The sequence below is a fragment of the Bacillus sp. FJAT-45066 genome, from assembly GCF_002335755.1.
Classification (GTDB): Bacteria; Bacillota; Bacilli; order Bacillales; family Bacillaceae_I; genus Bacillus_CD; species Bacillus_CD alkalisoli.
The window spans coordinates 1,549,321-1,574,521 of sequence record NZ_NISQ01000001.1; the positions used below are offsets into that span (position 1 = coordinate 1,549,321).

General features: G+C 36.5%; 21 protein-coding genes. 1 reads left to right on the top strand and 20 read right to left on the bottom strand.

What is annotated here, in order from left to right; all coding sequences use genetic code 11:
* Positions 1–7: 7 nt before the first annotated feature.
* The 6 genes from coaBC to CDZ92_RS07880 all read right to left on the bottom strand — a co-directional run bounded on the left by coaBC (position 8) and on the right by CDZ92_RS07880 (position 6,225).
* A complete protein-coding gene (gene coaBC, locus CDZ92_RS07855) occupies positions 8–1,204 on the bottom strand; it encodes a bifunctional phosphopantothenoylcysteine decarboxylase/phosphopantothenate--cysteine ligase CoaBC (RefSeq protein ID WP_096154689.1) in 1,197 nt (398 codons plus the stop codon).
* 131 nt (positions 1,205–1,335) lie between these two features.
* On the bottom strand, positions 1,336–1,569 hold the full coding sequence (gene rpoZ, locus CDZ92_RS07860; RefSeq protein WP_096154690.1) for a DNA-directed RNA polymerase subunit omega: 234 nt from the start codon (positions 1,567–1,569) through the stop codon (positions 1,336–1,338).
* The gene (gene gmk / locus CDZ92_RS07865; protein WP_096154691.1) at positions 1,570–2,184 is read right to left on the bottom strand and encodes a guanylate kinase; all 615 of its coding nucleotides are present in this window, start codon (positions 2,182–2,184) and stop codon (positions 1,570–1,572) included.
* Positions 2,185–2,198: 14 nt separating this feature from the next.
* Entirely contained in the window at positions 2,199–2,462 is a 264-nt protein-coding gene (gene remA, locus CDZ92_RS07870) for an extracellular matrix/biofilm regulator RemA (protein WP_096154692.1), read from the bottom strand.
* A 58-nt stretch (positions 2,463–2,520) separates the two neighbouring features.
* On the bottom strand, positions 2,521–3,402 hold the full coding sequence (locus CDZ92_RS07875; protein WP_096154693.1) for a YicC/YloC family endoribonuclease: 882 nt from the start codon (positions 3,400–3,402) through the stop codon (positions 2,521–2,523).
* Between the two features lie 138 nt (positions 3,403–3,540).
* Positions 3,541–6,225 carry a calcium-translocating P-type ATPase, SERCA-type gene (locus CDZ92_RS07880; RefSeq protein ID WP_096154694.1) on the bottom strand — a complete coding sequence of 895 codons (2,685 nt, stop codon included), beginning with the start codon at positions 6,223–6,225 and terminating at the stop codon, positions 3,541–3,543.
* Positions 6,226–6,380: 155 nt separating this feature from the next.
* On the opposite strand from CDZ92_RS07880, the gene CDZ92_RS07885 reads away from it, so the two are divergent.
* Entirely contained in the window at positions 6,381–8,090 is a 1,710-nt protein-coding gene (locus CDZ92_RS07885; protein ID WP_096154695.1) for an Rqc2 family fibronectin-binding protein, read from the top strand.
* A gap of 47 nt (positions 8,091–8,137) precedes the next feature.
* Here the strand turns inward: CDZ92_RS07885 and CDZ92_RS07890 are convergent, their stop codons facing one another.
* From CDZ92_RS07890 to ileS, 14 genes are all read right to left on the bottom strand, one after another.
* On the bottom strand, positions 8,138–8,407 hold the full coding sequence (locus tag CDZ92_RS07890; protein WP_096154696.1) for a hypothetical protein: 270 nt from the start codon (positions 8,405–8,407) through the stop codon (positions 8,138–8,140).
* A gap of 432 nt (positions 8,408–8,839) precedes the next feature.
* Positions 8,840–9,472 carry an orotate phosphoribosyltransferase gene (gene pyrE, locus CDZ92_RS07895; protein WP_096154697.1) on the bottom strand — a complete coding sequence of 211 codons (633 nt, stop codon included), beginning with the start codon at positions 9,470–9,472 and terminating at the stop codon, positions 8,840–8,842.
* Positions 9,469–10,185, bottom strand: coding sequence for an orotidine-5'-phosphate decarboxylase (gene pyrF / locus CDZ92_RS07900; RefSeq protein WP_096154698.1), 717 nt, complete (start codon positions 10,183–10,185; stop codon positions 9,469–9,471). Before pyrF ends, pyrE begins: the two co-directional genes overlap by 4 nt.
* Positions 10,157–11,098: a dihydroorotate dehydrogenase gene (locus CDZ92_RS07905; protein ID WP_096154699.1), complete on the bottom strand. Its 942-nt coding sequence runs from the start codon at positions 11,096–11,098 to the stop codon at positions 10,157–10,159. The genes pyrF and CDZ92_RS07905 overlap by 29 nt, the downstream gene beginning before the upstream one ends.
* Positions 11,095–11,871, bottom strand: coding sequence for a dihydroorotate dehydrogenase electron transfer subunit (locus CDZ92_RS07910; protein WP_096154700.1), 777 nt, complete (start codon positions 11,869–11,871; stop codon positions 11,095–11,097). Before CDZ92_RS07910 ends, CDZ92_RS07905 begins: the two co-directional genes overlap by 4 nt.
* Positions 11,868–15,083: a carbamoyl-phosphate synthase large subunit gene (gene carB, locus CDZ92_RS07915; protein WP_096154701.1), complete on the bottom strand. Its 3,216-nt coding sequence runs from the start codon at positions 15,081–15,083 to the stop codon at positions 11,868–11,870. The genes CDZ92_RS07910 and carB overlap by 4 nt, the downstream gene beginning before the upstream one ends.
* A complete protein-coding gene (locus tag CDZ92_RS07920; RefSeq protein ID WP_096154702.1) occupies positions 15,068–16,168 on the bottom strand; it encodes a carbamoyl phosphate synthase small subunit in 1,101 nt (366 codons plus the stop codon). Before CDZ92_RS07920 ends, carB begins: the two co-directional genes overlap by 16 nt.
* Positions 16,165–17,454, bottom strand: a complete 1,290-nt coding sequence (locus tag CDZ92_RS07925) for a dihydroorotase (RefSeq protein ID WP_096154703.1) — start codon at positions 17,452–17,454, stop codon at positions 16,165–16,167. The genes CDZ92_RS07920 and CDZ92_RS07925 overlap by 4 nt, the downstream gene beginning before the upstream one ends.
* A 12-nt stretch (positions 17,455–17,466) precedes the next feature.
* The gene (locus CDZ92_RS07930) at positions 17,467–18,342 is read right to left on the bottom strand and encodes an aspartate carbamoyltransferase catalytic subunit (protein WP_141395207.1); all 876 of its coding nucleotides are present in this window, start codon (positions 18,340–18,342) and stop codon (positions 17,467–17,469) included.
* Between the two features lie 277 nt (positions 18,343–18,619).
* Positions 18,620–19,927 (bottom strand): solute carrier family 23 protein, encoded by a 1,308-nt coding sequence (locus tag CDZ92_RS07935; RefSeq protein ID WP_096154705.1) that lies wholly within the window; start codon positions 19,925–19,927, stop codon positions 18,620–18,622.
* Positions 19,928–20,060: 133 nt separating this feature from the next.
* Positions 20,061–20,615 carry a bifunctional pyr operon transcriptional regulator/uracil phosphoribosyltransferase PyrR gene (pyrR, locus tag CDZ92_RS07940; protein WP_255249799.1) on the bottom strand — a complete coding sequence of 185 codons (555 nt, stop codon included), beginning with the start codon at positions 20,613–20,615 and terminating at the stop codon, positions 20,061–20,063.
* A 194-nt stretch (positions 20,616–20,809) separates the two neighbouring features.
* The gene (locus CDZ92_RS07945) at positions 20,810–21,724 is read right to left on the bottom strand and encodes an RluA family pseudouridine synthase (RefSeq protein ID WP_096154707.1); all 915 of its coding nucleotides are present in this window, start codon (positions 21,722–21,724) and stop codon (positions 20,810–20,812) included.
* Positions 21,724–22,230, bottom strand: a complete 507-nt coding sequence (gene lspA, locus CDZ92_RS07950; protein WP_406564895.1) for a signal peptidase II — start codon at positions 22,228–22,230, stop codon at positions 21,724–21,726. Before lspA ends, CDZ92_RS07945 begins: the two co-directional genes overlap by 1 nt.
* Before the next feature lie 100 nt (positions 22,231–22,330).
* Positions 22,331–25,102, bottom strand: coding sequence for an isoleucine--tRNA ligase (gene ileS, locus CDZ92_RS07955; RefSeq protein ID WP_096154709.1), 2,772 nt, complete (start codon positions 25,100–25,102; stop codon positions 22,331–22,333).
* Positions 25,103–25,201: the final 99 nt, after the last annotated feature.

Sequence of the window (25,201 nt, forward strand, 5' to 3'; positions counted from 1 at the left end):
ATCCCCTCTACTTTTCGGTAATTCTTTTTAATATCTCTATAGCGACTTCCTTTTTACTTAACATTGGAAGTTTTTTTACGTCCCCATCTTTGGATAAAATGGTCACAACATTAGTGTCTGCTCCAAAACCTGCGCCTTTTTCCGTGACATTATTAGCAACAATAAAGTCTAGGTTTTTCTTCGTTAATTTTTGTCTTGCATATGTCTCAAGGTCATTTGTCTCTGCTGCAAATCCAACTAATATTTGATGTTGCTTGTTTTCGCCAAGAGTCTTTAAAATGTCTTTTGTTCTTTCCATTTCAATGGATATATCACCTTTTTGCTTTTTCACTTTCTGTGAATGAACTATTTTAGGTCGATAATCAGCAACCGCTGCAGATTTAATAACTATGTCTGCTCGGTCGTAATGAGATAGAACGACCTTATACATTTCCTCAGCTGACTGCACTTGTATTGTTTTAACATTAGTTGGGAAAGGTAGCGTTGTCGGGCCTGATACTAGTATTACTTCCGCCCCGAAATTTGCCGCAGCCTCTGCAACAGCATAACCCATTTTACCTGTTGAGTGATTCGTTAAAAAACGAACTGGGTCTATTTTTTCAACTGTCGGACCTGCCGTAACTAATACTAGTTTCCCTTGTAATGAAGATAACTTTTCTTTATCTAAGAAATGTTCTTTCAACTTCTCTACAATTGTTAACGGTTCTTCTAATCTACCTTTTCCAACATATCCACAAGCTAAAAATCCTTCATTTGGCTCGATAAACTGGTAATGAAAGGTCATTAATTTTTTCATATTTGCCTGTACTGCTGCGTGTTCGTACATATGTACATTCATAGCAGGTGCAATATAAACAGGAGCAGTGGTAGCCAACAAAGTTGTCGTCACCATGTCATCTGCAATTCCGTTCGCTAGTTTTGCAATTACATTTGCTGTTGCTGGAGCAACTACGATTACGTCTGCCCAGTCTGCTAAATCGATATGAGAAATAACGGATGGATCTTTTTCATCGAAGGTATCTATATAAACGTCATTTCTTGAAAGGGCCTGAAATGCTAAAGGAGTTACAAATTTTTGGGCAGATGGTGTCATGATAACTTTAACACTTGCACCTGCTTGAACAAGTTTACTCGTTAAATCAACCGCCTTATAAACTGCGATTCCTCCTGTTACACAAAGAAGGACTTTTTTATGTTGCAACATGTTAATCCCCCATCTTCCATAATGATTTTCTATGTATTATTTTAATCGCAATCTAGAACAAACGCTACTTTTTTACTTTTTTGTTTCAACTGAATTATGAAAAAAATAACAACCTAAAATAGGTTGTTATTTTACTTGTTGTGTAAGATTCCTTCGCTACGCTCTGTTGATTTCACCGCAGTAACTTTTAATAATTTTGCATCTATTTCCTCTAACGCTTTACCTACCGGCTTATATGAAACCGTTTTAGCAATCATTTGGTCGTTATCTATTTGCATTTGACGCGCACGTTTTGCTGACACAGTTACTAGTGTATATTTAGAATCAAGCTTTTGCATTAATGAATCAATTGATGGGTATAACATTTAATTCGCCTCCAACATTTTCTTATATTTCACACTTAATCGCTCACGCTTACAATGTTCTGCTTTCACAATCGCTTGGATACGCTCACAAGCAAGTTCCACTTGGTCGTTTTCTACCACATAGTCGTATTCATCCATCATGACAATTTCTTCTTTTGCAACGGTCATTCGATTATTGATTAAATCTTCTGTTTCAGTACCTCTAGTTACAATCCTGTTCTTTAACTCAGACAAGCTCGGTGGCATTAAGAAAATAAATACACCTTCAGGGAACTTACGCTTCACTTGAATTGCGCCTTGTACTTCAATTTCTAAAAACACATCATTACCTTCTGAAAGGCATTTTTCAACGTAATCGACTGGTGTACCATATAAGTTACCTACGTACTCTGCCCACTCAATAAACTTATCTTCTTCAATCAAGTTTTCGAATTCTTCTCTTGAACGGAAGAAATAGTCAACACCATCCACTTCCCCTTCACGCGGAGAACGTGTAGTCATTGAAATCGAGTATTCAAATTGAACATCATCTTGGGAAAAAATTGCTTTTCTTACTGTTCCTTTACCTACTCCTGATGGGCCAGAAAGGACGATTAATAATCCGCGATCACTCATAGTAGTTTTGCTACCTACCCTTCATCATTCATATCATCTTTATTTACTAACCTTTGTGCAACCGTTTCTGGTTGTACAGCGGATAAAATAACATGGTCACTATCCATTATAACAACAGCCCTAGTACGTCTGCCGTATGTAGCGTCAATTAGCATCCCTTGGTCTCTTGCATCTTGAATAATTCTTTTTATTGGTGCAGACTCTGGGCTAACGATGGAAATAATTCTATTTGCTGAAACGATATTTCCAAACCCAATATTAATTAATTTAATACTCATTTTCCCCCACCTCAGTCACAAACTCTATTCTATCCTTTATTAACGAAGATAATCAACATTATTCTATGTTTTGTACTTGTTCTTTCATTTTTTCTAGTAAAGCTTTCATTTCTACAACTTTTGAAGAAATAATGGCGTCGTTCCCTTTAGAACCAATAGTATTTATTTCTCTATTTAATTCTTGCACTAAGAAATCTAATTTCCTACCAACAGGTCCCTCAGCATTTAACGTTTCTTTCACTTGTTGAACATGACTATTTATTCTTGTCACTTCTTCGTTAATATCTGCTTTATCGGTAATTATAGCTACTTCTGTTAAAAGTCGTTGCTCTTCTATCGTATAATCATCACCGAGAAAATCTTTAAGCTTCTTTTCTAGTCTTTCACGATAAGATTGAATAACAATTGGTGCTTGATTTTTGATTTCTATTAGGCAATTTTCCATTTCATTTAATTGTGCCATTATATCTCTAGAAAGTTGTAACCCTTCTTGTTCTCTCATGGAGACTAGTTCATAAGTTGCTTTATGTACCATATCTAACAGCTGTTTTTCTATTTGTTCGTCCATCTTTTCCACTTCTTTAGCTTGAAACACACCTTCTATTTGTAACAAGTCCGATATTTCAATAGAATTGTTCAACCCATATTTTGACTGAACGTTGTGCAACGTTTGAAAGTATTTATCTAGTAAGTCCCAATCAACCTCAAGGTCTTTACCTGTAATATGTTGTCCTTCTAACGTAATATAAACTTCTAATCTTCCTCTATGTACATCATTATAAATTACTTTTTTTATTTTTTCTTCCATTGAAAGTAATTGTTTAGGCATCTTTAAACTAACTTCACAGAAACGCGAGTTTACTGACTTCATTTCTACTGACACAAAGTATTCATCTTTGCGGTGTACAGCCCTACCATATCCAGTCATACTTTTCACCATAGACTCACATCCGTTTCCAACGATCATTCTACTTTAAAAGCAACCCTAATAATAGCATTGTTTTCCTTTTTTTAAAAGCAAAAAAGAAAAGGCACTAGAGTCCACTCTACTACCTTTTCTTATTATAACACAACCTGTTTAGTTCATCTTATTTTTCTTCGTGAAAAGTGCACCCACTAACAAGAAAGTTGGAATAGATGCCATCCCCATAATTAATAACCATTCTTTCGGATCAATAGATACTGTATGGAATATAGACTGCAACGGCGGGAAGTAAATAACAATTAACATTAAGATAATTGAAGAGATTACTGCCCAAACTAAATATATATTTTGGAATGGATTACGATGGAAAATCGACTTTTCACTTCGGCAATCAAAAACATGGATAAGTTGAGCCATAACGAGTGTTGCAAAAGCTACAGTCTGTGCGTACGGTAAATTATCCGGATTTTGGCTGTAAGAAATCATAAAGGCAAATAATGTAACTAACCCTATTAAAAAGCCTCGACTGAGAACTTTCCACCATAAACCTCTAGCGAAAACCCCCTCTTTTGGGTTTCTAGGTTTTCGTTTCATTACATCGTCTTCCGGTTGGTCTAACCCTAGTGCCATCGCTGGAAGTCCATCCGTTACTAAATTCACCCATAAAATCTGAATAGGGACTAATGGTAAAGGAAGTGCTAACAACATAGCAAATAACATAACTAAAATTTCCCCAACATTAGAAGCTAATAAATATCGGATAAACTTTCTAATATTTTCGTAAATATTTCTGCCTTCTTTTATAGCAGATTTAATTGTAGCAAAGTTATCATCTAAAAGAACTAACGAAGATGCTTCTTTCGCTACATCCGTACCTGTAATACCCATTGCAATTCCAATATCGGATGCTTTTATTGCAGGAGCATCATTAACTCCATCACCTGTCATTGCTACAATATGACCTTTTTTCTGAAGAGCCTTCACAATTTTCAATTTATGTTGAGGAGATACCCTCGCATAAACATACACATCATCTACCACTTCTTCTAGTTCTTCTTGTGTCATTTGTGTTAACGATTTTCCATCTAACACTTTCCCACCTATCGGTAAAATACCAAGTTGGGTAGCAATTGCCTTCGCTGTAACAAGGTGGTCTCCTGTAATCATAACCGTCTTAATACCAGCTTCTTTACACTCCTTAACTGCATCAAATACTTCAGGGCGAGGTGGATCAATCATTCCTTGTATTCCAATGAATGTTAAATTTCTTTCTATTTCCAACTCTGAAATATTTTCATTGTATTGTTGTAAAGGTTTGAAAGCGATGGCGATATTTCTTAATGCATCAGACGCTAAATTATATACAGCATCTTTTACTAGTTGTTCATATTTTCCTGATAAAAATGTTTTTCTTCCTTCCCATAAAATAGATTCACTAATATTTGCGACAACGTCAGGAGCACCTTTAGTTATCGCAAACAATTTCCCCTCTTTATCTTTAACGATTACACTCATCATTTTTCTGTCAGAATCAAAAGGAAACTCTTTTATGATCTCAAATTGGTCGGCAATAACTCGTCTCGTGATTCCTGCTTTCATTGCAGCAACGACTAGAGCTCCTTCCGTCGGATCTCCATCTAGAACGTATTGATTATTTCTTTCTACGATATTAGCATTATTACAAAGTATACCGAACGTTAACAGTTGCTGTAATTCTTTCTCTTTCTTCACATCAACCGTATCATCTTTTATCCAAAAAGATCCTTCTGGATTATAACCGATTCCTGATACAGTCCATGCTTTTCCACCAGACCAAATGTTAGTGACACTCATTTTATTTTGCGTTAGTGTTCCAGTCTTATCAGAACAGATTACAGAGGCGCATCCTAATGTCTCCACTGCTGGTAACTTTCGAACGATGGATTTTTGTTTTATCATTCTCGTAACACCTAAAGATAGTGCAACAGTTACAATTGCAGGTAAACCTTCTGGAATAGCAGCTACCGCCAATGAAACACCAGCTAAAAACATTTCATATAAATCTTGACCTTGAATAACCCCTACAACAACAACTAATAACGTTAAAAGCAATGCAACCGTTATTAAAATTTTCCCTAATTGCTCTAATCTTCTTTGTAATGGCGTTATCATCGTTTCAGCTGATTGAATTAGGTCAGCAATTTGGCCCATTGCCGTATGCATACCTGTTGCAACGACCATACCTACCCCACTACCACGAGTAACAAGCGTACCCATAAAGGCCATATTTTCTTGATCGCCTATGGATACATCTTCCCCACTTATAGCATTTTCTTTTTTGACTACAGGTAAAGATTCTCCAGTTAGGGCACTTTCTTCAATCTCCAGGGAGCTTGATTGAATAATTCGAATATCAGCACCTATTCTGTCTCCACTTGTAAACTTTACAATATCACCAACTACAATCTCTTTTGAAGGTACTTTTCTCCATTCACTTTCTCTGAGCACTATTACTTGTGGCGCAGAAAGTTCTTTTAATGCTTGGAGTGATTTTTCCGCTTTTCGTTCTTGAAAAAAACCTAAAAACCCATTAATTAAAACAATCGCCATAATAGCAATGGCATCTATGTACTCACCAAGAAGTCCAGATATCAATGTTGCTGCTAATAAAACAACAACCATGAAATCTTTAAACTGCTCTAAAAATAAAAGAAACGCATTTTGTTTTTCTGCTTCTTGAAGCTCGTTCGGTCCATATTGCTTTAGTCTCGATTTTGCTTCTTTTTCACTCAATCCACCCTTGACATTGGAGCTCATTCTTTCTTCTACTTCATCTACCTTTAACTCATACCACTTCATATTCTCCCCCACCTCACAAAATCCACCTACCAAAGCTTATTCAGACTCGTCCAAAAAAATGATATAATATTAAAAAGTAGAGGCGGCTCGTTCTGCCACGACAATCACAATACATAAATATTTACTTACCGTACAATGAGAGAGGAAGTTTATCGATGTCCTTTGATGGAATTTTTACAAATAGAATGACAAAAGAGTTACAAGAAAAGCTAGAAACCGGAAGAGTAGCGAAAGTATATCAACCTTATAAAAATGAGTTACTTCTTACAATTCGGGCAAACGGAAAAAATCAAAAATTATTAATCTCCGCCCATCCAAGCTATGCAAGAATGCACATAACAGAAGAAGCATACGAAAATCCTAGTGAACCACCAATGTTTTGCATGCTTTTGAGAAAACATCTAGAAGGAAGTATTATAACTTCTATTAAACAAATAGGAATGGATCGAATTATTGTGTTGGAATTTAAAACAAGAAATGAAATAGGCGATATTTCCTATAAACAATTATTCGTGGAAATTATGGGGAGACATTCTAACATTATCTTCGTTGATAAAGAACGTAACATGATTCTAGAGAGTATTAAACATGTGCCGATGGCAGTTAATCGTTATCGAAGCATCACCCCAGGACAAACATATACACTACCTCCAGAGCAAGAAAAGTTACATCCTTTTGAAGCGACGGAAGAATTAGTGCAACAGAGACTGGATTTTTTCGGAGGTAAATTAGACAAACAACTTGTTAGTCAGTTTGCTGGTATTTCGCCATTACTCGCAAAAGAAGCAGTTCATAGAGCAGGTATTGCCAATCGAGATTCCTTACCGAAAAGTTTTATCTCGTTAATGAGCTCCATCAACAATGGGGAAATATCACCTCAAATTATTACAAAAGATGATAAAGAAACATTTTACTTAATAGATTTAAAGCATTTAAAAGGAGAAACAAAATTATTTTCTTCATTAAGTGAGTTGTTAGACAGATTTTATTTTGGTAAAGCCTCCAGAGACAGAGTTAAACAACAAGCAAATGACCTTGAACGATATGTTCAAAATGAAATACAAAAAAACAAGAAAAAAATTAATAAGCTTGAACAAACTTTAGAGGATGCAAAAAAAGCAGATAAATACCAACGACAAGGTGAATTACTTACTGCGAATCTACATAATGTAAAACGTGGAGATAAACAAGTTGAAGTAGTTAATTATTATGATGAGAATGGAACTACTGTTACGATTGAGCTGTCTCCAAGGTTGACTCCTTCTGAAAATGCACAAAAACTTTATCAAAAATACCAAAAGGCAAAAAACTCTCTTTCTATTGTAATAGTACAAATAGAAAAAGCGAAAGAAGAGATAAACTACTTTGAATTATTAAGTCAACAACTAGAAACTTCCTCTCCAAAAGACATTCAAGAAATCCGAGAAGAATTGATGGAAGAAGGGTACTTGAAGATAAAGCAAAAAAAGGGGAACAAAAAGAACAAAGTTCAAAAGCCTACTTTAGAACAATATCAATCAACCGATGGTATGGAGATTTTAGTAGGAAAAAACAATAAACAAAATGACTATTTAACAAACAAGGTTGCTCGCCGTGATGAACTATGGTTTCATACGAAAGATATTCCAGGTTCACACGTTGTAATTCGAGACTTAGAACCTAGTGAAAAAACAATTATGGAGGCTGCAACCATTGCCGCTTACTTTAGTAAAGCTCGTCAATCAAGCAGTGTTCCTGTAGACTATACAAAAATAAGAAATGTAAAAAAACCTAGTGGATCAAAACCAGGTTTTGTAACATATGACAACCAACAAACCATTTATGTAACGCCTGATGAGGAATTAATTATTAGACTGAAAAAATAATTCAAAAAAACCGCTCTCTCATTACGAGCGGTTTTTCACTTTAAATATTAAGCTACATTAGGAGAATATTGTGTTTTTCTTACGCTCCATATTACTAAAGAAATTAATAATGAAACGACTGTATAAAATACTGCCCAGCCAAAAATACCTGCCCAACCTACATTTGTAATGAAAGGCATAATAATTGTTGGAATGTTAAAGGAAATAAAAAGTATACTAGGTGCTACAAAATATCTTCTATATTTGATTGCACATAATAGTGAAAATGAAATAGTTAGTAATGGCAGGACTATTAAATAAAGTGGTATTTCCCACATAAAGAATCACCTCAATTCTTATTTTTCATCGATTATAATTTACGACATATTAAATATATCCAATCTAGAAGACGAAAATGACATAAGAATGTTTCAGCCTTTTTGTGAAAAAATTACTTTATTGAAAAAATGGGTTACATGTTTTAAAGGTACTAACTTTTGATGATAGCACGAGGCACTCGCTTTCCGCCGGCGTATCGGGAGCCTCCTCGGCGCACGGCGCCTGTGGGGTCTCCCTTTATCCGCTTCTCCCGCAGAACAAGGAAGGCTCCGGAGTGTTACATCGCACGAAGAAAATGCGGAAGCATTTTCGAGGAGTCTCTCGCCTCGTGCTATCATCAACTTACTTAGTTTTATAAACTCAAGGACTATTGCTAACTTTTAGTTTATTGTATAACGTATTCCATTAGAAATATTTAACATTTTGTAAAATTAATTATTTATCCAAGATTCATCAGAAGGATTTTGTACCCATAAGTTTAATTTTTCTTTATCGCTTTCTTCAATATATCCTTTTTGAATTGCTACTTTTACAAGTGTTTCGAAATTACAAAGTGATACAGACTTTATTTCGTTTTTCTGGAAGTTTTCATTTCCTATTGGGAGGTTGTATGTAAAAATCGAAACCACTCCTAGTACCTCAGCTCCAGCTTCTCTCAACGCTTTTACAGCAGTGATTGCACTTCCCCCAGTAGATATTAGATCTTCTACTACGACCACTTTTTGTCCAGGTTGTACAAGACCTTCAATTTGTTTGCCTTTTCCGTGTTCTTTCGCTTTACTTCTAACGTAGCACATCGGTATGTTTAAACGGTCACTGATAAAGGCTGCATGTGGTATACCAGCAGTAGCTGTCCCAGCAATTACTTCAACATCATGGTAATTCTCTTTTATAAGTTGAGCTAAACCGTCAGCTATTGTTTGACGAACTTCAGGGTAGGAAAGTGTAAGTCTGTTATCACAATATATTGGTGATTTAATCCCAGATGACCATGTGAATGGATCATTTGGTTGAAGGAAAACTGCCCGGATCGTCAATAATTGTTCTGCCACTATTTCTTTCATCTTACTCCTACCCCTCTCCATTGCCTTAATACTTCTTCATAAGCAGTTTTAGGGTCATTTGCCTTCGTAATCGTTCTACCAACCACTATTGCTGTAGATCCAAGCTTACTTGCTTGAATAGGTGTCACAACCCTTGCTTGATCGTCATTATTGTTTTCCGCTAATCTAATCCCAGGTGTAACCTTCAAAAATCCTTCACCTAGTTCTTCTCCTAAAAGAGGAGCCTCTTTGGCGGAACAGACTACTCCATCCAGTCCGCTTTCTTTCGCATTTTTTGCATAGGCTAGTACTGTAGCATCTAATGATGAATTAATTAATAGTTCTTGTTTCATACGTTCTTCTGTCATACTCGTTAATTGTGTAACAGCAATTAGAGCTGGCCTTTTTCCATTAACAGATCCTTCTTCTAACCCTTTAAGAGCTGCTTTCATCATGTCGCTCCCACCAGAAGCATGAACATTTGTTAAATCCACACCTAATTTAGCTATGCCTCTCATCGCTTTATAAACAGTGTGAGGAATATCATGTAGTTTTAGATCTAAAAATATGGCATGACCTTTCGCTTTAATATCTTTAATAATGGTGGGTCCTTCTTGATAAAAAAGTTCCATTCCTACTTTTACAAACAACTTCTCTTCTTTGAAATACTCTAGAAATTCCATTACTTCTTCTTTGGAAGCGAAATCAAGCGCGACTATAAGTTCTTTGTTCATCTGTTTTCCAGCTCCTTCCGATTAATTCAGATATATGATTTACTCCTAATTCGTCAAGAGCGTTAGGTAGTTCTTCAATGATAGTAGGACATATATATGGGTCAACAAAGTTTGCTGTTCCTATTGCCACTGCACTCGCACCTGCATAGAAAAATTCCAACACATCTTCGACCGAGTCCACTCCGCCCATACCGATAATTGGAATGTTTACTTTTTGACTTACTTCGTAAATCATTCGAATAGCTACAGGTTTTATCGCTGGTCCGGATAATCCACCAGTTCCATTTGCTAAGATTGGCTTTCCTGTCTTTAAGTCTAGTCTCATTCCTAGTAATGTGTTAATCATCGTTAAGCCATCTGCACCTGCTCGCTCAATTGCCATTGCAATCTCCACGATATTTGTAACGTTAGGAGAAAGTTTAACGTAAACAGGAACATCAGAAACTTCCTTTACTGCTTTTGTTACGGCATAAGCAACTTCAGGTTGAGTACCAAAAGCAATTCCACCTTCTTTAACGTTCGGGCAAGAAATATTTAATTCTAATGCATGTACGTTACGAGCTTTTGAAATAGTTTTAGCCACTTCTACATAATCTTCCAGTTGGGAACCAGCAACATTCGCAATGATTGGAACATCAAATTGTTCTAAAAATGATAATTCTTCTTCCATTACTTTTTGTAAGCCAGGATTTTGAAGTCCGATCGCATTTAACATCCCACCTGGTGTCTCTGCTACTCTTGGAGTTGGGTTACCAAAACGCGGTAACTCTGTCGTAGCTTTAATCATAATCGCACCAAGTTTACTTAAGTCGTATAATTTTGCATACTCGCGACCAAATCCAAAGCAACCTGATGCAGGCATAATTGGATTTTTTAGGTTCAAGCCTGGTAAATGGATGTTTAATCGATTCATAGAACTACCTCCCCTGCTTTAAATACTGGTCCATCCGTACATACTTTTTTGTAAGAGAAACCAGTTGGATCTTCCTGTGTGTGACAAACACAAGCAAAGCACGCTCCAATACCACATCCCATTCGTTCTTCAAGGGACAAGTATACATTTCTATCTTCATATTTCATCTCTAATGCTTTTAACATCGGTGTAGGACCACAAGATAGTAGCGTGTGGAACGTTGGATTTAACTCCTCCAACACATTAGTCACAAACCCTTTCGTACCGAATGTTCCATCGACAGTAGCTATATATGTTTCTCCCAAGTTAAGAAATTCTTGTTCATAAAAAATATCAGTTTCAGATTGAAATCCTAGAACATGAATAGTTTTGACACCACGAGTATTCAACTGATTGGATAGTTCTAATAGTGGTGGTACACCAATGCCGCCACCTACAATAAGGGCTGTTTCACCAGTTGGAATGGAATGGATATCAAATCCATTCCCAAGTGGACCTAACACGTCTACTCTATCCCCAACTACTTTCTTAGATAAGACCTTTGTTCCTTTACCTTCTACTCGATACGTTATCGTAAATCTACTATTCTCTTTATTTATCTTAGCAATGCTTATTGGACGACGGAGAAGAGGGTCAATCCCTTCTCCGACCTTAATATGAACAAATTGTCCAGGTTGTTTCATGAAAGAAACAAGTTCCCCTTCTAAAGTCATTTCATAAATATTCTTTGCAATATTTTTTTGACCAACTACCGTCATCCAAGCTTTTTTCATGTTAAAGCCACCTTCTTGCTAGGAATTTCTAATGTATCAATGGAATCAATTGTGAATGTCATTGACTCTAAAACTCGTAAAATTGCGTCTGTAGTATCTAATGAAGTAAGACATGGAATTCCATTCTCAACTGACTCACGACGAATTCTAAATCCATCTCTAGCTGGTTGCTTTCCTTTTGTTAATGTATTAATAACAAATTGCGCTTCACCGTTACGAATAATGTCTATTAAGTTTGGTGATTCTCCTCCAATTTTATTTACAACCGTTACAGGAATATTTGCTGCTTGGAAGTGACTAGCAGTTCCTTCTGTACCTAAAATTTTATAACCAATTTTATGGAATCGCTTCGCTAGTACTAATGCTTCTTCTTTGTCTTTATCAGCTACCGTGAACAATACAGATCCATATGTTTTAATATTCATTCCTGAAGCTACTAAACCTTTGTATAACGCTTTTTCGAGGGTAACGTCTTTCCCCATTACTTCACCGGTTGATTTCATTTCAGGGCCTAGCGTAATGTCCACGTTACGTAATTTTGCAAAGGAGAAAACCGGAACCTTTACAAATACACCTTTCGTTTCAGACTGTATACCAGTGTAATACCCTTGACTTTCCAAGCTTTCTCCAAGAATGGCACGAGTTGCAATATTCGCCATTGGAACGTCTGTAATTTTACTTAAAAACGGTACTGTTCTACTTGACCTAGGATTAACTTCGATTACATATACTTTTTCTTTAAAGATAATGAATTGAATGTTTAATAGACCGATAATGTTTAAACCTTTAGCAAGTCTAATTGTATAATCAATGATTTCATTTTTTATCTCATCAGATAATGTTTGTGGCGGATACACGGCTATGGAGTCTCCAGAGTGAACTCCTGCTCTTTCTATATGTTCCATGATTCCAGGAATAAATACATCTTTACCGTCTGAAATGGCATCAACTTCAATCTCTTTTCCAATCATGTATTTATCAATTAATACCGGGTGTTCTGGATTCACTTTTACAGCACTCTTCATGTAATAAAGTAAATCTTCTGTGTTATATACAATTTGCATTGCTCTTCCACCTAGAACGTATGAAGGTCTAACTAGTGCAGGATATCCGATATCTTCTGCAATTAACAAAGCTTCTTCTATGGAAGTGGCAGTTTTACCTTTAGGTTGTGGAATTCCAAGCGTCGTAATCGTATGTTCAAATTTATCTCTATTTTCTGCTCGATCTAAGTCTTCAAGAGAAGTTCCAAGTATTTTTACCCCTCTTGCGGCTAGTTCGCTCGCAAGATTTATGGCTGTTTGACCACCAAACTGAACAACAACACCTTTGGGTTTTTCAAGATCAATAATGTTCATCACGTCTTCTACTGTTAGCGGTTCGAAGTATAGCTTATCGGAAATACTAAAGTCAGTAGACACTGTTTCTGGGTTGTTGTTAATAATAATTGCTTCATAACCCGCTTCTTTAATTGCCCATACGGAGTGCACCGTTGCATAGTCAAATTCTACTCCTTGGCCGATACGAATTGGCCCTGAACCTAATACAACAATACTTTCTTTCTCCGTAACAATGGATTCATTTTCTTCTTCATATGTCCCATAAAAGTATGGTGTTTCAGATTCAAACTCCGCTGCACACGTATCTACCATTTTATAAACAGGTTGGATGTTTTCTTGTTTTCTTAATTCATAAATATCTCTTTCTGTTGTATCCCATAAGTTTGAGATTGCAATATCACTAAAGCCCATTTGTTTTGCTGCGTATAAAGTTGCTATGTTAAAAGGATTTTCCTTTATTTCTACTTCAAAGTTTAAAATGTTTTTTATTTTCTGTAGGAAAAATAAATCTATTTTACTCCAATCATGAATCGTTTCATTAGTCACGCCTCTTCTCATTGCCTCTGCAACATAGAATAAACGCTCATCACCAGCTTTTCTTATTCGTTTTTCTACCATTTCATCTGTGAAATCTGATACACCTTCTAAGTCCAAGTGATAGACATTAGCTTCTAAAGAGCGCACTGCTTTTAAGATGGACTCCTCAAAAGTACGTCCAATTGCCATTACTTCACCTGTTGCTTTCATTTGCGTACCTAAACGACGGTTTGCTGATTCGAACTTATCAAATGGGAAGCGTGGGATTTTTGTAACGATATAATCAAGTGCTGGCTCAAAGCAAGCATACGTTTTACCTGTCACAGGGTTTTTCACTTCATCTAAAGTAAGTCCCACTGCAATCTTCGCTGCTAATTTAGCAATAGGGTAGCCTGTTGCTTTTGATGCGAGTGCTGAAGAGCGACTTACACGTGGATTAACTTCGATAATATAATAGTTAAAGCTATCAGGGTCTAACGCTAATTGGACGTTACAACCACCTTCTATTCCTAAAGCGCGAATAATTTTCAACGATACATTACGTAAAAGCTGGTACTCTCGATCGCTTAATGTTTGACTTGGTGCAACAACAATGGAGTCACCTGTGTGAATACCAACTGGATCAATGTTTTCCATGTTACAAACTACGATTGCATTATCGTTGGAGTCTCGCATTACTTCATATTCGATTTCTTTAAACCCAGCTATACTTTTTTCTAATAAGCACTGACTGACAGGACTATTCTTTATGCCGCTAGTAACAATTTCTACAAGCTCCTCTTCTGTTGTACAAATACCTCCACCCGTTCCACCTAATGTGTAAGCAGGTCGAACAATAACTGGTAACCCAACTTGTTCAACAAACACATGTGCTTCCTCTAAAGAGTGAATGATTTCACTTTCAGGAACCGGTTCTCCTAATTCATTCATTAAATTACGGAAAAGCTCTCTGTCTTCGGCTTTTTTAATAGCGGAGAGTTTTGTACCTAATATCTCCACGTTACACTCATCTAAAACACCTGAATCTGCTAACTCTACTGCTAAGTTTAAGCCTGTTTGGCCACCTAAAGTCGGAACTAATGCATCTGGTCTTTCTTTTCTGATAATTCTGCTTAAAAAATCAACTGTTAAAGGTTCCATATACACTTTATCTGCAATCTCTGTATCCGTCATGATAGTAGCTGGATTAGAGTTAACTAAAATCACTCGATATCCTTCTTCTTTCAAGGCTAAACATGCTTGTGTTCCAGCATAGTCAAACTCAGCTGCTTGCCCAATTACAATTGGACCTGACCCAATTACTAAGATTGTTTGAATGTCTAGACGTTTTGGCATAGAAGTTCCCCTTCTTTCTTCGTTTCAGTAATTAATTCCATGAATTGATCGAATAAGTAGTTAGCATCTTCTGGTCCAGGACTTGCTTCTGGATGATATTGTACCGTAAACACAGGATAATCTTTGTGACGTAATCCTTCTACTGTATCGTCATTTAAAGCGATATGGGTCACTTCTAAACGTGTATTCTCTATCGAATCTTTTTCCACTGTATATCCATGGTTTTGAGAAGTTATTGCTACTTTTCCTGATTTTAGATCTTTAACAGGATGGTTTGATCCGCGATGACCGAACTTTAGTCTCTCTGTGTTTGCTCCAGATGCTAGTGCAAATAACTGATGCCCTAAGCAAATACCGAAGATTGGCACTTGACCAATTAATTCTTTAATCATTTGAATCGCTTTCGGTACATCTTTTGGGTCACCAGGTCCGTTTGAAAGCATAATTCCATCTGGACTTAATTGCATTACTTCTTCCGCAGTTATGTTGTACGGTACAACTACTACATCACAACCACGTTTATTTAATTCTCTTAAAATTCCGTGCTTCATTCCAAAGTCAACTAGTACTACTCGGTACCCTCGGCCTGGGCTAGGATATGCTGTCTTTGTAGAAACTTGCTCCACCTGGTTAGTAGGTAATGGAATTGACTTTAATTTTTCTATAACCTCTTGTCTATTCGCATTACTCGAAACAAAAGCACCTTTTAAAGTTCCATGTTGGCGAATAATTCGAGTTAATTTTCTTGTATCAATCCCAGATATTCCTGGTATTTTTTTTGCTTTAAAAAACTCGTCTAATGTCCACTGGTTGCGGAAGTTTGATGGGTAATCACACACTTCTTTTACAACAAAACCTTTAATCGCAGGATGGATAGATTCAAAGTCATCACGGTTTATTCCGTAGTTTCCTACTAGTGGATAAGTCAGTGTTACAATCTGACCACAATACGATGGGTCGGACAATATTTCTTGATAACCTGTCATCCCTGTATTAAAAACTACTTCACCAATACTGTCTTCCAAACTTCCGAATGCTTTTCCTACGAAAAAAGTTCCATCTTCTAATACTAGTTGTCTATTCACGCTAGAACACTCCCTTTCTCCCACACTACTTTTCCATCTACTATTGTTACAACTGGCCATCCTTGGCAATTCCAGTTTCCAAACGGAGTATTTTTTCCTTTTGATAAGAAATTTTCTGTGTCGATGTTTTCCTTATGGTTTAGATCCAAGATGGTAATATCTGCAAATTTCCCAACTTCTATTGAACCATATGGTAATCGGAACGTTGATGCAGGTTTTACCGTTATCCAATCAATAAGCTGTTTTAATGTAAAAATTTCTTTTTGAACAAAGTTTGTGTAAAGTAATGGAAATGCAGTTTCTAATCCAACAATTCCAAATGGTGCTAACTCTATCTTTTCCGCTTTTTCTTCTGCAGTATGTGGTGCATGATCCGTTGCGATGAAGTCTATCGTTCCATCTAACAACCCCTCAATTAACGCATCTCTATCTTCTTTTCCCCTTAGAGGAGGGTTCATTTTGTAGTTAGTGTCAAGACCAGGGATGTCATCCTCGCATAGTAGAAGGTGATGTGGTGTAACTTCCGCTGTAACTTGAATACCAGCCCTTTTTGCATCCCTAACTACTCGAACAGACTCCTTTGTACTTATGTGACAAACATGATAGTGACAGTTGGCAGCTTCTGCTAATAATACGTCTCTTGCGATATGAACAGATTCGCATACGGATGGAATACCGTTTAAATTATATTTTTCAGAAAAAGTACCTTCGTGAACTGCACCTTTGTTTATTAACGTGTTTTCTTCACAATGTGCTACTACTGCCATATTTAGTTTTGCTGCTTTTTTCATCGCTTCAAGCATCATTGCAGCACTTTGTACTCCTACCCCATCATCTGTAAACGCAAATGCTCCTGCATTCTTTAACTCTTCAAAATTCGTAAGTTCTTGCCCTAACTGTCTTGTTGTAATAGAAGCATACGGTAAAACTCGGACATGAGCCGTTTCTTCTATCCTTTTATGTAGCCACTCTAATTGTTCTTTCGTATCAGGAGTTGGTCTAGTGTTTGGCATTGCAGCAATTGTAGTAAAACCTCCACGAGCAGCAGCCAATGTTCCTGTTTCAATTGTTTCTTTTTTCTCTCCACCCGGCTCTCTTAAATGAACATGTACATCGATAAAACCTGGAGCGACTAGTTTGTTCATAGCGTCTATTACTTGACTATCTTCCTTCACCTGTAAGTTAATGCCTATTTCTGAAATAATGTTGCCTTCTATTCTTACATCTACTTTTGTCAATTCTCCATTGTTTGTTACCATTGCGCCGTTTTTAATTAAGATTGCCATGTTTTTTCCCCCTTATTGTTCCATCGCTCTTTTTAAAACTGCCATTCTCATAAACATTCCATTTCTCATTTGTTCAAAAATTCTAGAACGCTCACATTCTACTAAGCTGCTATCTATTTCAACTCCCCTGTTAACTGGAGCAGGATGCATAATGATACTTCCTTCTTTCATTACTAATTCTCTTTCAATCGTTAACCCATATTCCTTATGATAATTTGTTGCCTCATTATTTTGGTCTGTATGGCGTTCATGTTGAATTCTTAGCAACATGAGGACATCTGCATTTTTCACTGCTTCATCTATTGATATATATTGTTCTGTGTTATAAGTTGGATCTTGCCATTTTTCTGGTGCAACAAATGTAACGTTTGCGCCAAGCTTTTGTAATATTTCCGCGTTTGACTTAGCAACACGACTGTGTAAAATATCTCCGCAAATCGTAATATTTAAGCCTTCAAACTTTCCGTATTCTTCAAAAATTGTCATTAAATCAAGTAATGATTGAGTTGGATGATTTCCACAACCATCTCCACCGTTGATGATAGCTCCTTGTATTCCTTCTAGTTGATGAAAGTAGTTTTCTTCACTATGGCGAATAACGAATACATTTACTCCGATCATCTCAAGTGTTTTTACGGTGTCGTATAATGTTTCGCCTTTTTGTACACTTGATGTAGATACTTCAAAAGGTATAACTTCCATCCCTAAACTTCTTTGGGCTACTTCAAAGCTACTTTTTGTTCTTGTACTTGCCTCGTGAAATAAGTTGCATACGAAAATTTGTTCGTCTACATTCCAAGTTTCGCCATTCTTGAATTGGATTGCTTCTTTAATTAATACATAGATCTCATCGACTGTAAGGTCACTCATCGTTCGTAGATGCTTCACGTTCATCCCTCCTGTTTTTTAAGTCTCTTTTCTCATACTTTTTTTAGATACAATAACTTGTTTGTTCCTTTCCGCTGCACTCTAAGTTTTATATATCAAGTAGTATTACTAATGAATCCTTATAAAAAACACCCTATTCATCTTGAATAGGGTGTTTAAAAGCATGTTTTAAAGAAGCTTATTGGAAGGAGCATGTATTAGCATATCCTTCGTATAAACTCTATTAAACTAGCAGTTGCACACCCTTATTAGTCTCTCTGGACTAGCTTTAAAAGGTTTAACCTGCTTGACTATTTTGTTTTTCGTCTTCTGGTGTATATGAATCTTTACCAGGTAAAACTAGGTTTAGTACTACTCCAATGATAGCTGCTAATGCCATAGCAGGAATGTTGATGTTTTCACCAACTTGGATGAATGCTCCACCTACACCGATTACTCCGATTACTGATGCAATGATTAAGTTTCTTTTAACTCCGAAGTCTACTTTATTATCAATTAGTACACGGAATCCACTTGAAGCGATTATTCCGAAAAGTAGGATGGATACTCCACCCATTACCGGTGTTGGAATCGTTGTAATAAAGGCCGCAACCTTTCCAACAAACCCTAACAGTATAGCAAGTACTGCAGCTCCACCTACTACGAACACACTAAATACTCTCGTGATCGCTAACACACCGATGTTTTCGCCATAAGTAGTATTTGGGGGTCCACCGATGAAAGAAGCAATAATTGTTGCAACTCCGTCTCCTAAAATTGAGCGGTGTAATCCTGGTTTTTCTACAAAGTTTCTTCCTGTAATTTTACCTAATACCATTTGATCTCCGATATGTTCTGCAATTGTTACTACTGCTACTGGAACCATAATCAACAATATAGCCCATTTAAAGTCTGGTGTGTACGTTACGAATGGTACTAAAAATTGTGGTGCTTGTAGCCAAGCTGCTGTTTGGATTGGAGTAAAGTCTACTAGACCAAAGAAGTAAGCGATTGTATAACCACCAACTACACCTATTAAAATTGGAATTACTCCGAAAAATCCTTTTAAGAAAACTGCACAAACTACTGTTAATGCTAACGTTAGAAGCGCTACTGTAAAGTGTACTCCACTATATTCAAGCACTTCTGCACCTGGGTTAACATACATAGAGTTGTTAATCGCTACTCCAGATAATCCTAATCCGATTACAACAATGATTGGACCTACTACTACAGGTGGTAACACATTCATAATCCAACCGTGACCAAGTTTTTTTATTAGTAAAGCTACTAAGCCATATACGATACCTGCAAAAAAGCTTCCTAACATGGCTGCTTCTGGTCCACCGAATGCTGTTGCTGCTAAAATTGGTGCAATGAAAGCAAAGGATGACCCTAAGTAAGCAGGAATTTGTCCTCTAGTTATTAGTAGATATGCTAAAGTACCAAGACCACTTGATACTAATGCTACTGCAGGACTAAGTCCCACAATCATTGGTACTAAAATAGTTGCCCCAAACATGGCAAATAAATGTTGTAAACTTAACATTACCCAGGTTGGCAATGCTGGTCTTTCATGTACGTCTAATACTGGTTTTTCATTCATATGTGTTCCTCCTATAATTTGCATAAAAAAACTCTTTACGAATTTCGCAAAGAGGTCATAAGGAGGTAGACGTATACATACGTATGCTCCTTGTTCCCCCTTTGCAAGCCTCTCTGGACTTCATTAAAGGGTCTTATTCTTTTTCATGTATACTAACTTGATCTAATACATCCACTTCAGAGAGTTCTACGACAATTTTTTCAGAGCTAGCAGTTGGAATGTTTTTTCCTACATAATCAGCTCGTATTGGTAGTTCACGATGACCTCTATCCACTAATACTGCTAGTTGAATTTGAGATGGTCTTCCGTTATCCATTAAAGCATCTAAACCTGCTCGAACAGTTCTACCAGTAAATAGCACATCGTCTACTAAGATTACTTTTTTGTTTGTTATGTCTACAGGCAAGTTTGAGCCTTTTACTAACGGTTCATTGTCACTTGTTTTAGTAGTTAAGTCGTCTCGGTAAAGAGTTATATCGATTTCGCCTACTGCGATTTCTTTATTTTCTATCTGATGAATTCTTTCCGCAAGTCTCTTTGCGATGTAGATTCCTCTAGTTTTGATACCTACAAGTACTGTGTTTTCTACTCCTTTATTTTTCTCAATTATTTCGTGTGCGATTCTTGTTAATGCTCTTCTTATTGCTTGCTCGTCTAGTACAATTGCTTTTTGCGTCATTTTATTCACCTCTTTTTTCGTTTTACGTAACGAAAAAACCTCTCACCCTATATGGATGAGAGGTTTAGGTAGTATGAGGAAACATAGAGATACATTTATCCCTACAATTTCTCCTACTGTATCCGTTACCTTCTCAGCCTCACGGGACTGCCTGTTAAAGGTCTATCTTGTTAAAATGATTATCGCAGAATAATGTCGAGCTGTCAATCACTTTTTAACGATTTTAATAGTTCTTCGAATTCTGTTGGAATTGGTGCTGAGAATTCTAAATATTCTTCTGTCCTTGGGTGCACAAATCCTAATACGCCAGCGTGTAATGCTTGACCTTCAATTGGTAATGTTTTCCTTGGGCCATATTTTGGATCACCAACTAGAGGATAACCAATATATTTCATATGCACGCGGATTTGGTGTGTTCTACCCGTTTCTAAGCGGCATTCTACATGTGTAAAATCATTAAATCTTTCTATAACACGGAAATGTGTTACTGCATGCTTACTATTTTCATCTGTAACTGACATACTTTGACGTTCTTTTTTATCACGACCAATTGGAGCATCAATTGTACCAACATCATGTTTAATTACTCCGTGTACGATTGCTTGATATTTTCTTGTTACTGTTTTTGCTACTAGTTGATTTACTAGCTTTTCATGCGCAAAATCATTTTTTGCTACCATTAATAAACCAGATGTATCTTTATCGATTCGATGCACAATACCTGGACGAAGGACACCATTAATTCCAGAAAGGTCTTTACAGTGTGCCATTAAGCCGTTTACTAATGTTCCACTTGCATGTCCTACAGCTGGATGTACAACCATTCCTTTTGGTTTGTTTACTACAATAACGTCCGCATCTTCGTAGTAGACATCTAAATTCATTTCTTCTGGAGTAACATTTAATTCTTCTGGTTCTGGAATCATAATTGTTAATTTATCACCGATACTACATTTGTAGTTAGGTTTTGTTTTTTGTTCATTTACTAATACATTTCCATCTTTAATCCATTGTTGAACTTGATTTCTTGACCATTCTTCATTAAGGGAAGAAATAACTTTATCAATACGGTCCCCTTTTTCTATTTCTTCTACATGATGTTGTAAAGTTTCATTCATTAATTAATTTGCTCCTTTTCCTTTTTACCTTCTAATATCGTTAATACTAATATGATACCTACTCCTACAACTAATGCAGAATCTGCAACGTTAAAAATAGGAAAGTCGTAAGTGAAAATATACGTATTAACAAAGTCTACAACCTCTTTACGGAATAAGCGATCAATAAAGTTTCCTATTGCTCCACCTAACATTAACGCTAAGGCTAACTTCATCCAATTTTGGTCTGACGGTAATTTTTGCATATAAATTATTAATCCAATAACTACTGCTACTGTAATGATGTAAAAGAACCACATTTGTCCTTCTAAAATTCCCCACGCTGCTCCAGCATTTCGGTGGGATGATAGATATAAGAAGTTATCTATGATCTTAATATGTTGACCAATTTCCATATACTGTACTACTAGCCATTTTGTGACTTGGTCTAATAAGATAACAATAAGTGCGATAAGATAGTATCTCACAACAATTCCTCCACGATTCGAAAATTTCCTACCTTTCATTATAGCAAAATGAAATCCTAACGTACAATTTATTATTATCCATTTAAAAAGAGTGCCCGAATAAAGGTAATCAACCCTTTTCGAGCACCCTTTTCATATGTTAATTTGTCGTATAGTTATTTTTCACAACAGATGCACAACGTGGGCAAAGCGTTGGGTGATCTGTATCTTCTCCAACTGTCGGTGTTACAACCCAGCAACGTTCACAAGTTTCGCCTTTTGCATTTTCAATCGTAATGGCTACGTTCTCAAATACGTGTGCATTTTCAGGTGCAGTTTCTTTCGAAGTTTCAACTGTCAGTCCGGAAACGATAAATAATTGTTGAACATTTTCTTCAATTGAATCTAGTAGCTCTTTTGTTGATACATTTGGATACAAAGTAACGTGCGCCGTTAATGATTTTCCAATAACTTTTTCGTTACGAGCAACTTCTAATGCTTTTAATACATCATCACGTAACTCCATAAATGCATCCCATTTCTTTTCAATTTCATCGGAATTGGAAATAGATAAAGCTTCAGGCATATCTACTAGTTGAACACTTTCCTCTTGTACAAATGAAATGTGAGACCACACTTCATCTGCCGTGTGAGGCAAAATAGGTGCTACTAATTTTGTTAATGCTAATAATGTTTCATATAACACTGTTTGAATGGCACGTCTTTCACTATTATCCGTTGCTTCAATATATAAAATATCTTTCGCAAAGTCTAAATAGAATGAACTTAATTCAATTGCACAGAAGTTGTGTACAGCATGATAGATTGTTGCAAACTCATACTCATCATAACCCTTTTTCACTTTTGACATTAAATTATTTAATTTCACTAACATATATTTATCTACATCTCTTAGGTTTTCTACATTAACAGCATGCTGATTTGGATCAAAGTCCGCAAGATTTCCTAATAAGAAACGGAATGTGTTTCTTATTTTACGATAAACTTCAGCAACTTGTTTTAAAATATCATCGGAAACTCTTACATCCGCTTGATAGTCAACGGAAGCTACCCATAAACGTAAAATATCAGCACCTAGTTGGTTCATGACTTTTGATGGAAGTACTACATTTCCTAATGATTTACTCATTTTTCTTCCTTGTCCATCTAGTGCAAAACCGTGGCTTAAAATTCCTTTATAAGGAGCTTTTCCAGTTACTGCCACACCAGTTGTTAAAGAAGAGTTAAACCAACCACGATATTGGTCAGAACCTTCTAAATAAAGATCGGCTGGACGTTGTAGGTCATATCTTTCTTCTAATACAGATTGATGGGAAGATCCAGAGTCAAACCAAACATCCATAATATCTGTTTCTTTAGAGAAGTGACCGTTTGGACTTCCTAGATGAGTAAATCCTTCAGGTAATAAGTCTTTCGCTTCTTTTTCAAACCATATATTTGAACCGTGCTCTCTAAATAGTGCTGAAACATGGTTAATCGTTTCATCCGTAATAATTGCTTCCCCATTTTCCGCATAAAATACTGGAATTGGAACACCCCATGCACGTTGACGAGAAATACACCAATCTCCACGGTCACGAACCATATTGTGCAGACGTGTTTCACCCCATGCTGGAACCCATTTTGTTTCTGCAACCGCTTCTAGTAATTGGTCACGGATTTTATCAATGGAAGCAAACCATTGAGCTGTTGCACGGAAAATTGTAGGTTTTTTCGTTCTCCAGTCGTGTGGGTAAGAGTGTGTGATAAAACTTAGTTTTAGCAGGGCACCAACTTCTGTTAGTTTTTCAGTAATTGGTTTGTTTGCCTCATCATAGAAAAGCCCCTCAAATCCAGCTGCTTCATTTGTCATATATCCACGACTATCAACTGGACACAAAACGTCTAAGCCGTATTTTTGACCAACTACAAAGTCATCTTCTCCATGTCCTGGTGCAGTATGGACACACCCAGTACCAGCGTCAGTTGTAACGTGTTCACCTAACATAACAAGTGAAGTGCGATCGTATAATGGATGTTTAGCAAGAACATGCTCTAATTCTTTTCCTTTTACTGTCTTCACTACTTCTGCAGTTTCCCATTCAAGTTCTTTAGTTACTGCTTCTAATAGTTCAGTTGCAATAACAAACTTCTTATCTTCTACTTTTACAATGCTGTAATCTAATTCAGGGTGTACAGAAATACCTAAGTTAGCAGGAATTGTCCATGGAGTTGTTGTCCAGATAATGAAACTTTCGTCTCCTTCTAAAACGCCTTTGCCATCGACTACTGAGAAGGCAACATAAATGGAAGCAGATCGTTTATCTTGGTATTCAATCTCCGCTTCAGCAAGTGCTGACTCACTTGATGGAGACCAATATACAGGCTTTAAGCCTTTATAGATTAAACCGTTTCTTGCCATATCACCAAATACTTTAATTTGTTGCGCTTCATATTCTGGTTTTAATGTGATGTATGGGTTGAACCAATCACCAGTTACTCCTAAACGCATGAACTGATCACGTTGCCTATCGACTTGATCATATGCATATTCTTCACAAAGTTTACGGAATTCAGCTACTGACATTTCTTTTCTGTTTACTTTTTTATTCTTCGTTAATGCTGTTTCGATTGGTAAACCATGTGTATCCCAACCAGGCACATACGGAGAGTGATAACCACTCATTGATTTATAACGAACGATGAAGTCCTTTAAAACTTTATTTAATGCGTGACCCATGTGGATGTCACCATTTGCGTATGGTGGTCCGTCGTGTAGGATGAAGAAAGGTCTGCCTTTTGTTCTTTCTTGTACTTTTTTATAGATGTCCATTTCGGACCATTTTTCTTGCATTTGAGGTTCTCTATTAGGTAGGTTTCCTCTCATTGGGAAATCTGTTTTTGGCATAAGTAATGTGTCTTTGTACTCCATGATAATTCCTCCATTTTCTATTGCTACCATGAAAAGTTATTCGTTGGATACTAATTGTTGTTGTTACACGATTTGCTCGCTTTCCGCGGGTGGTAAAAA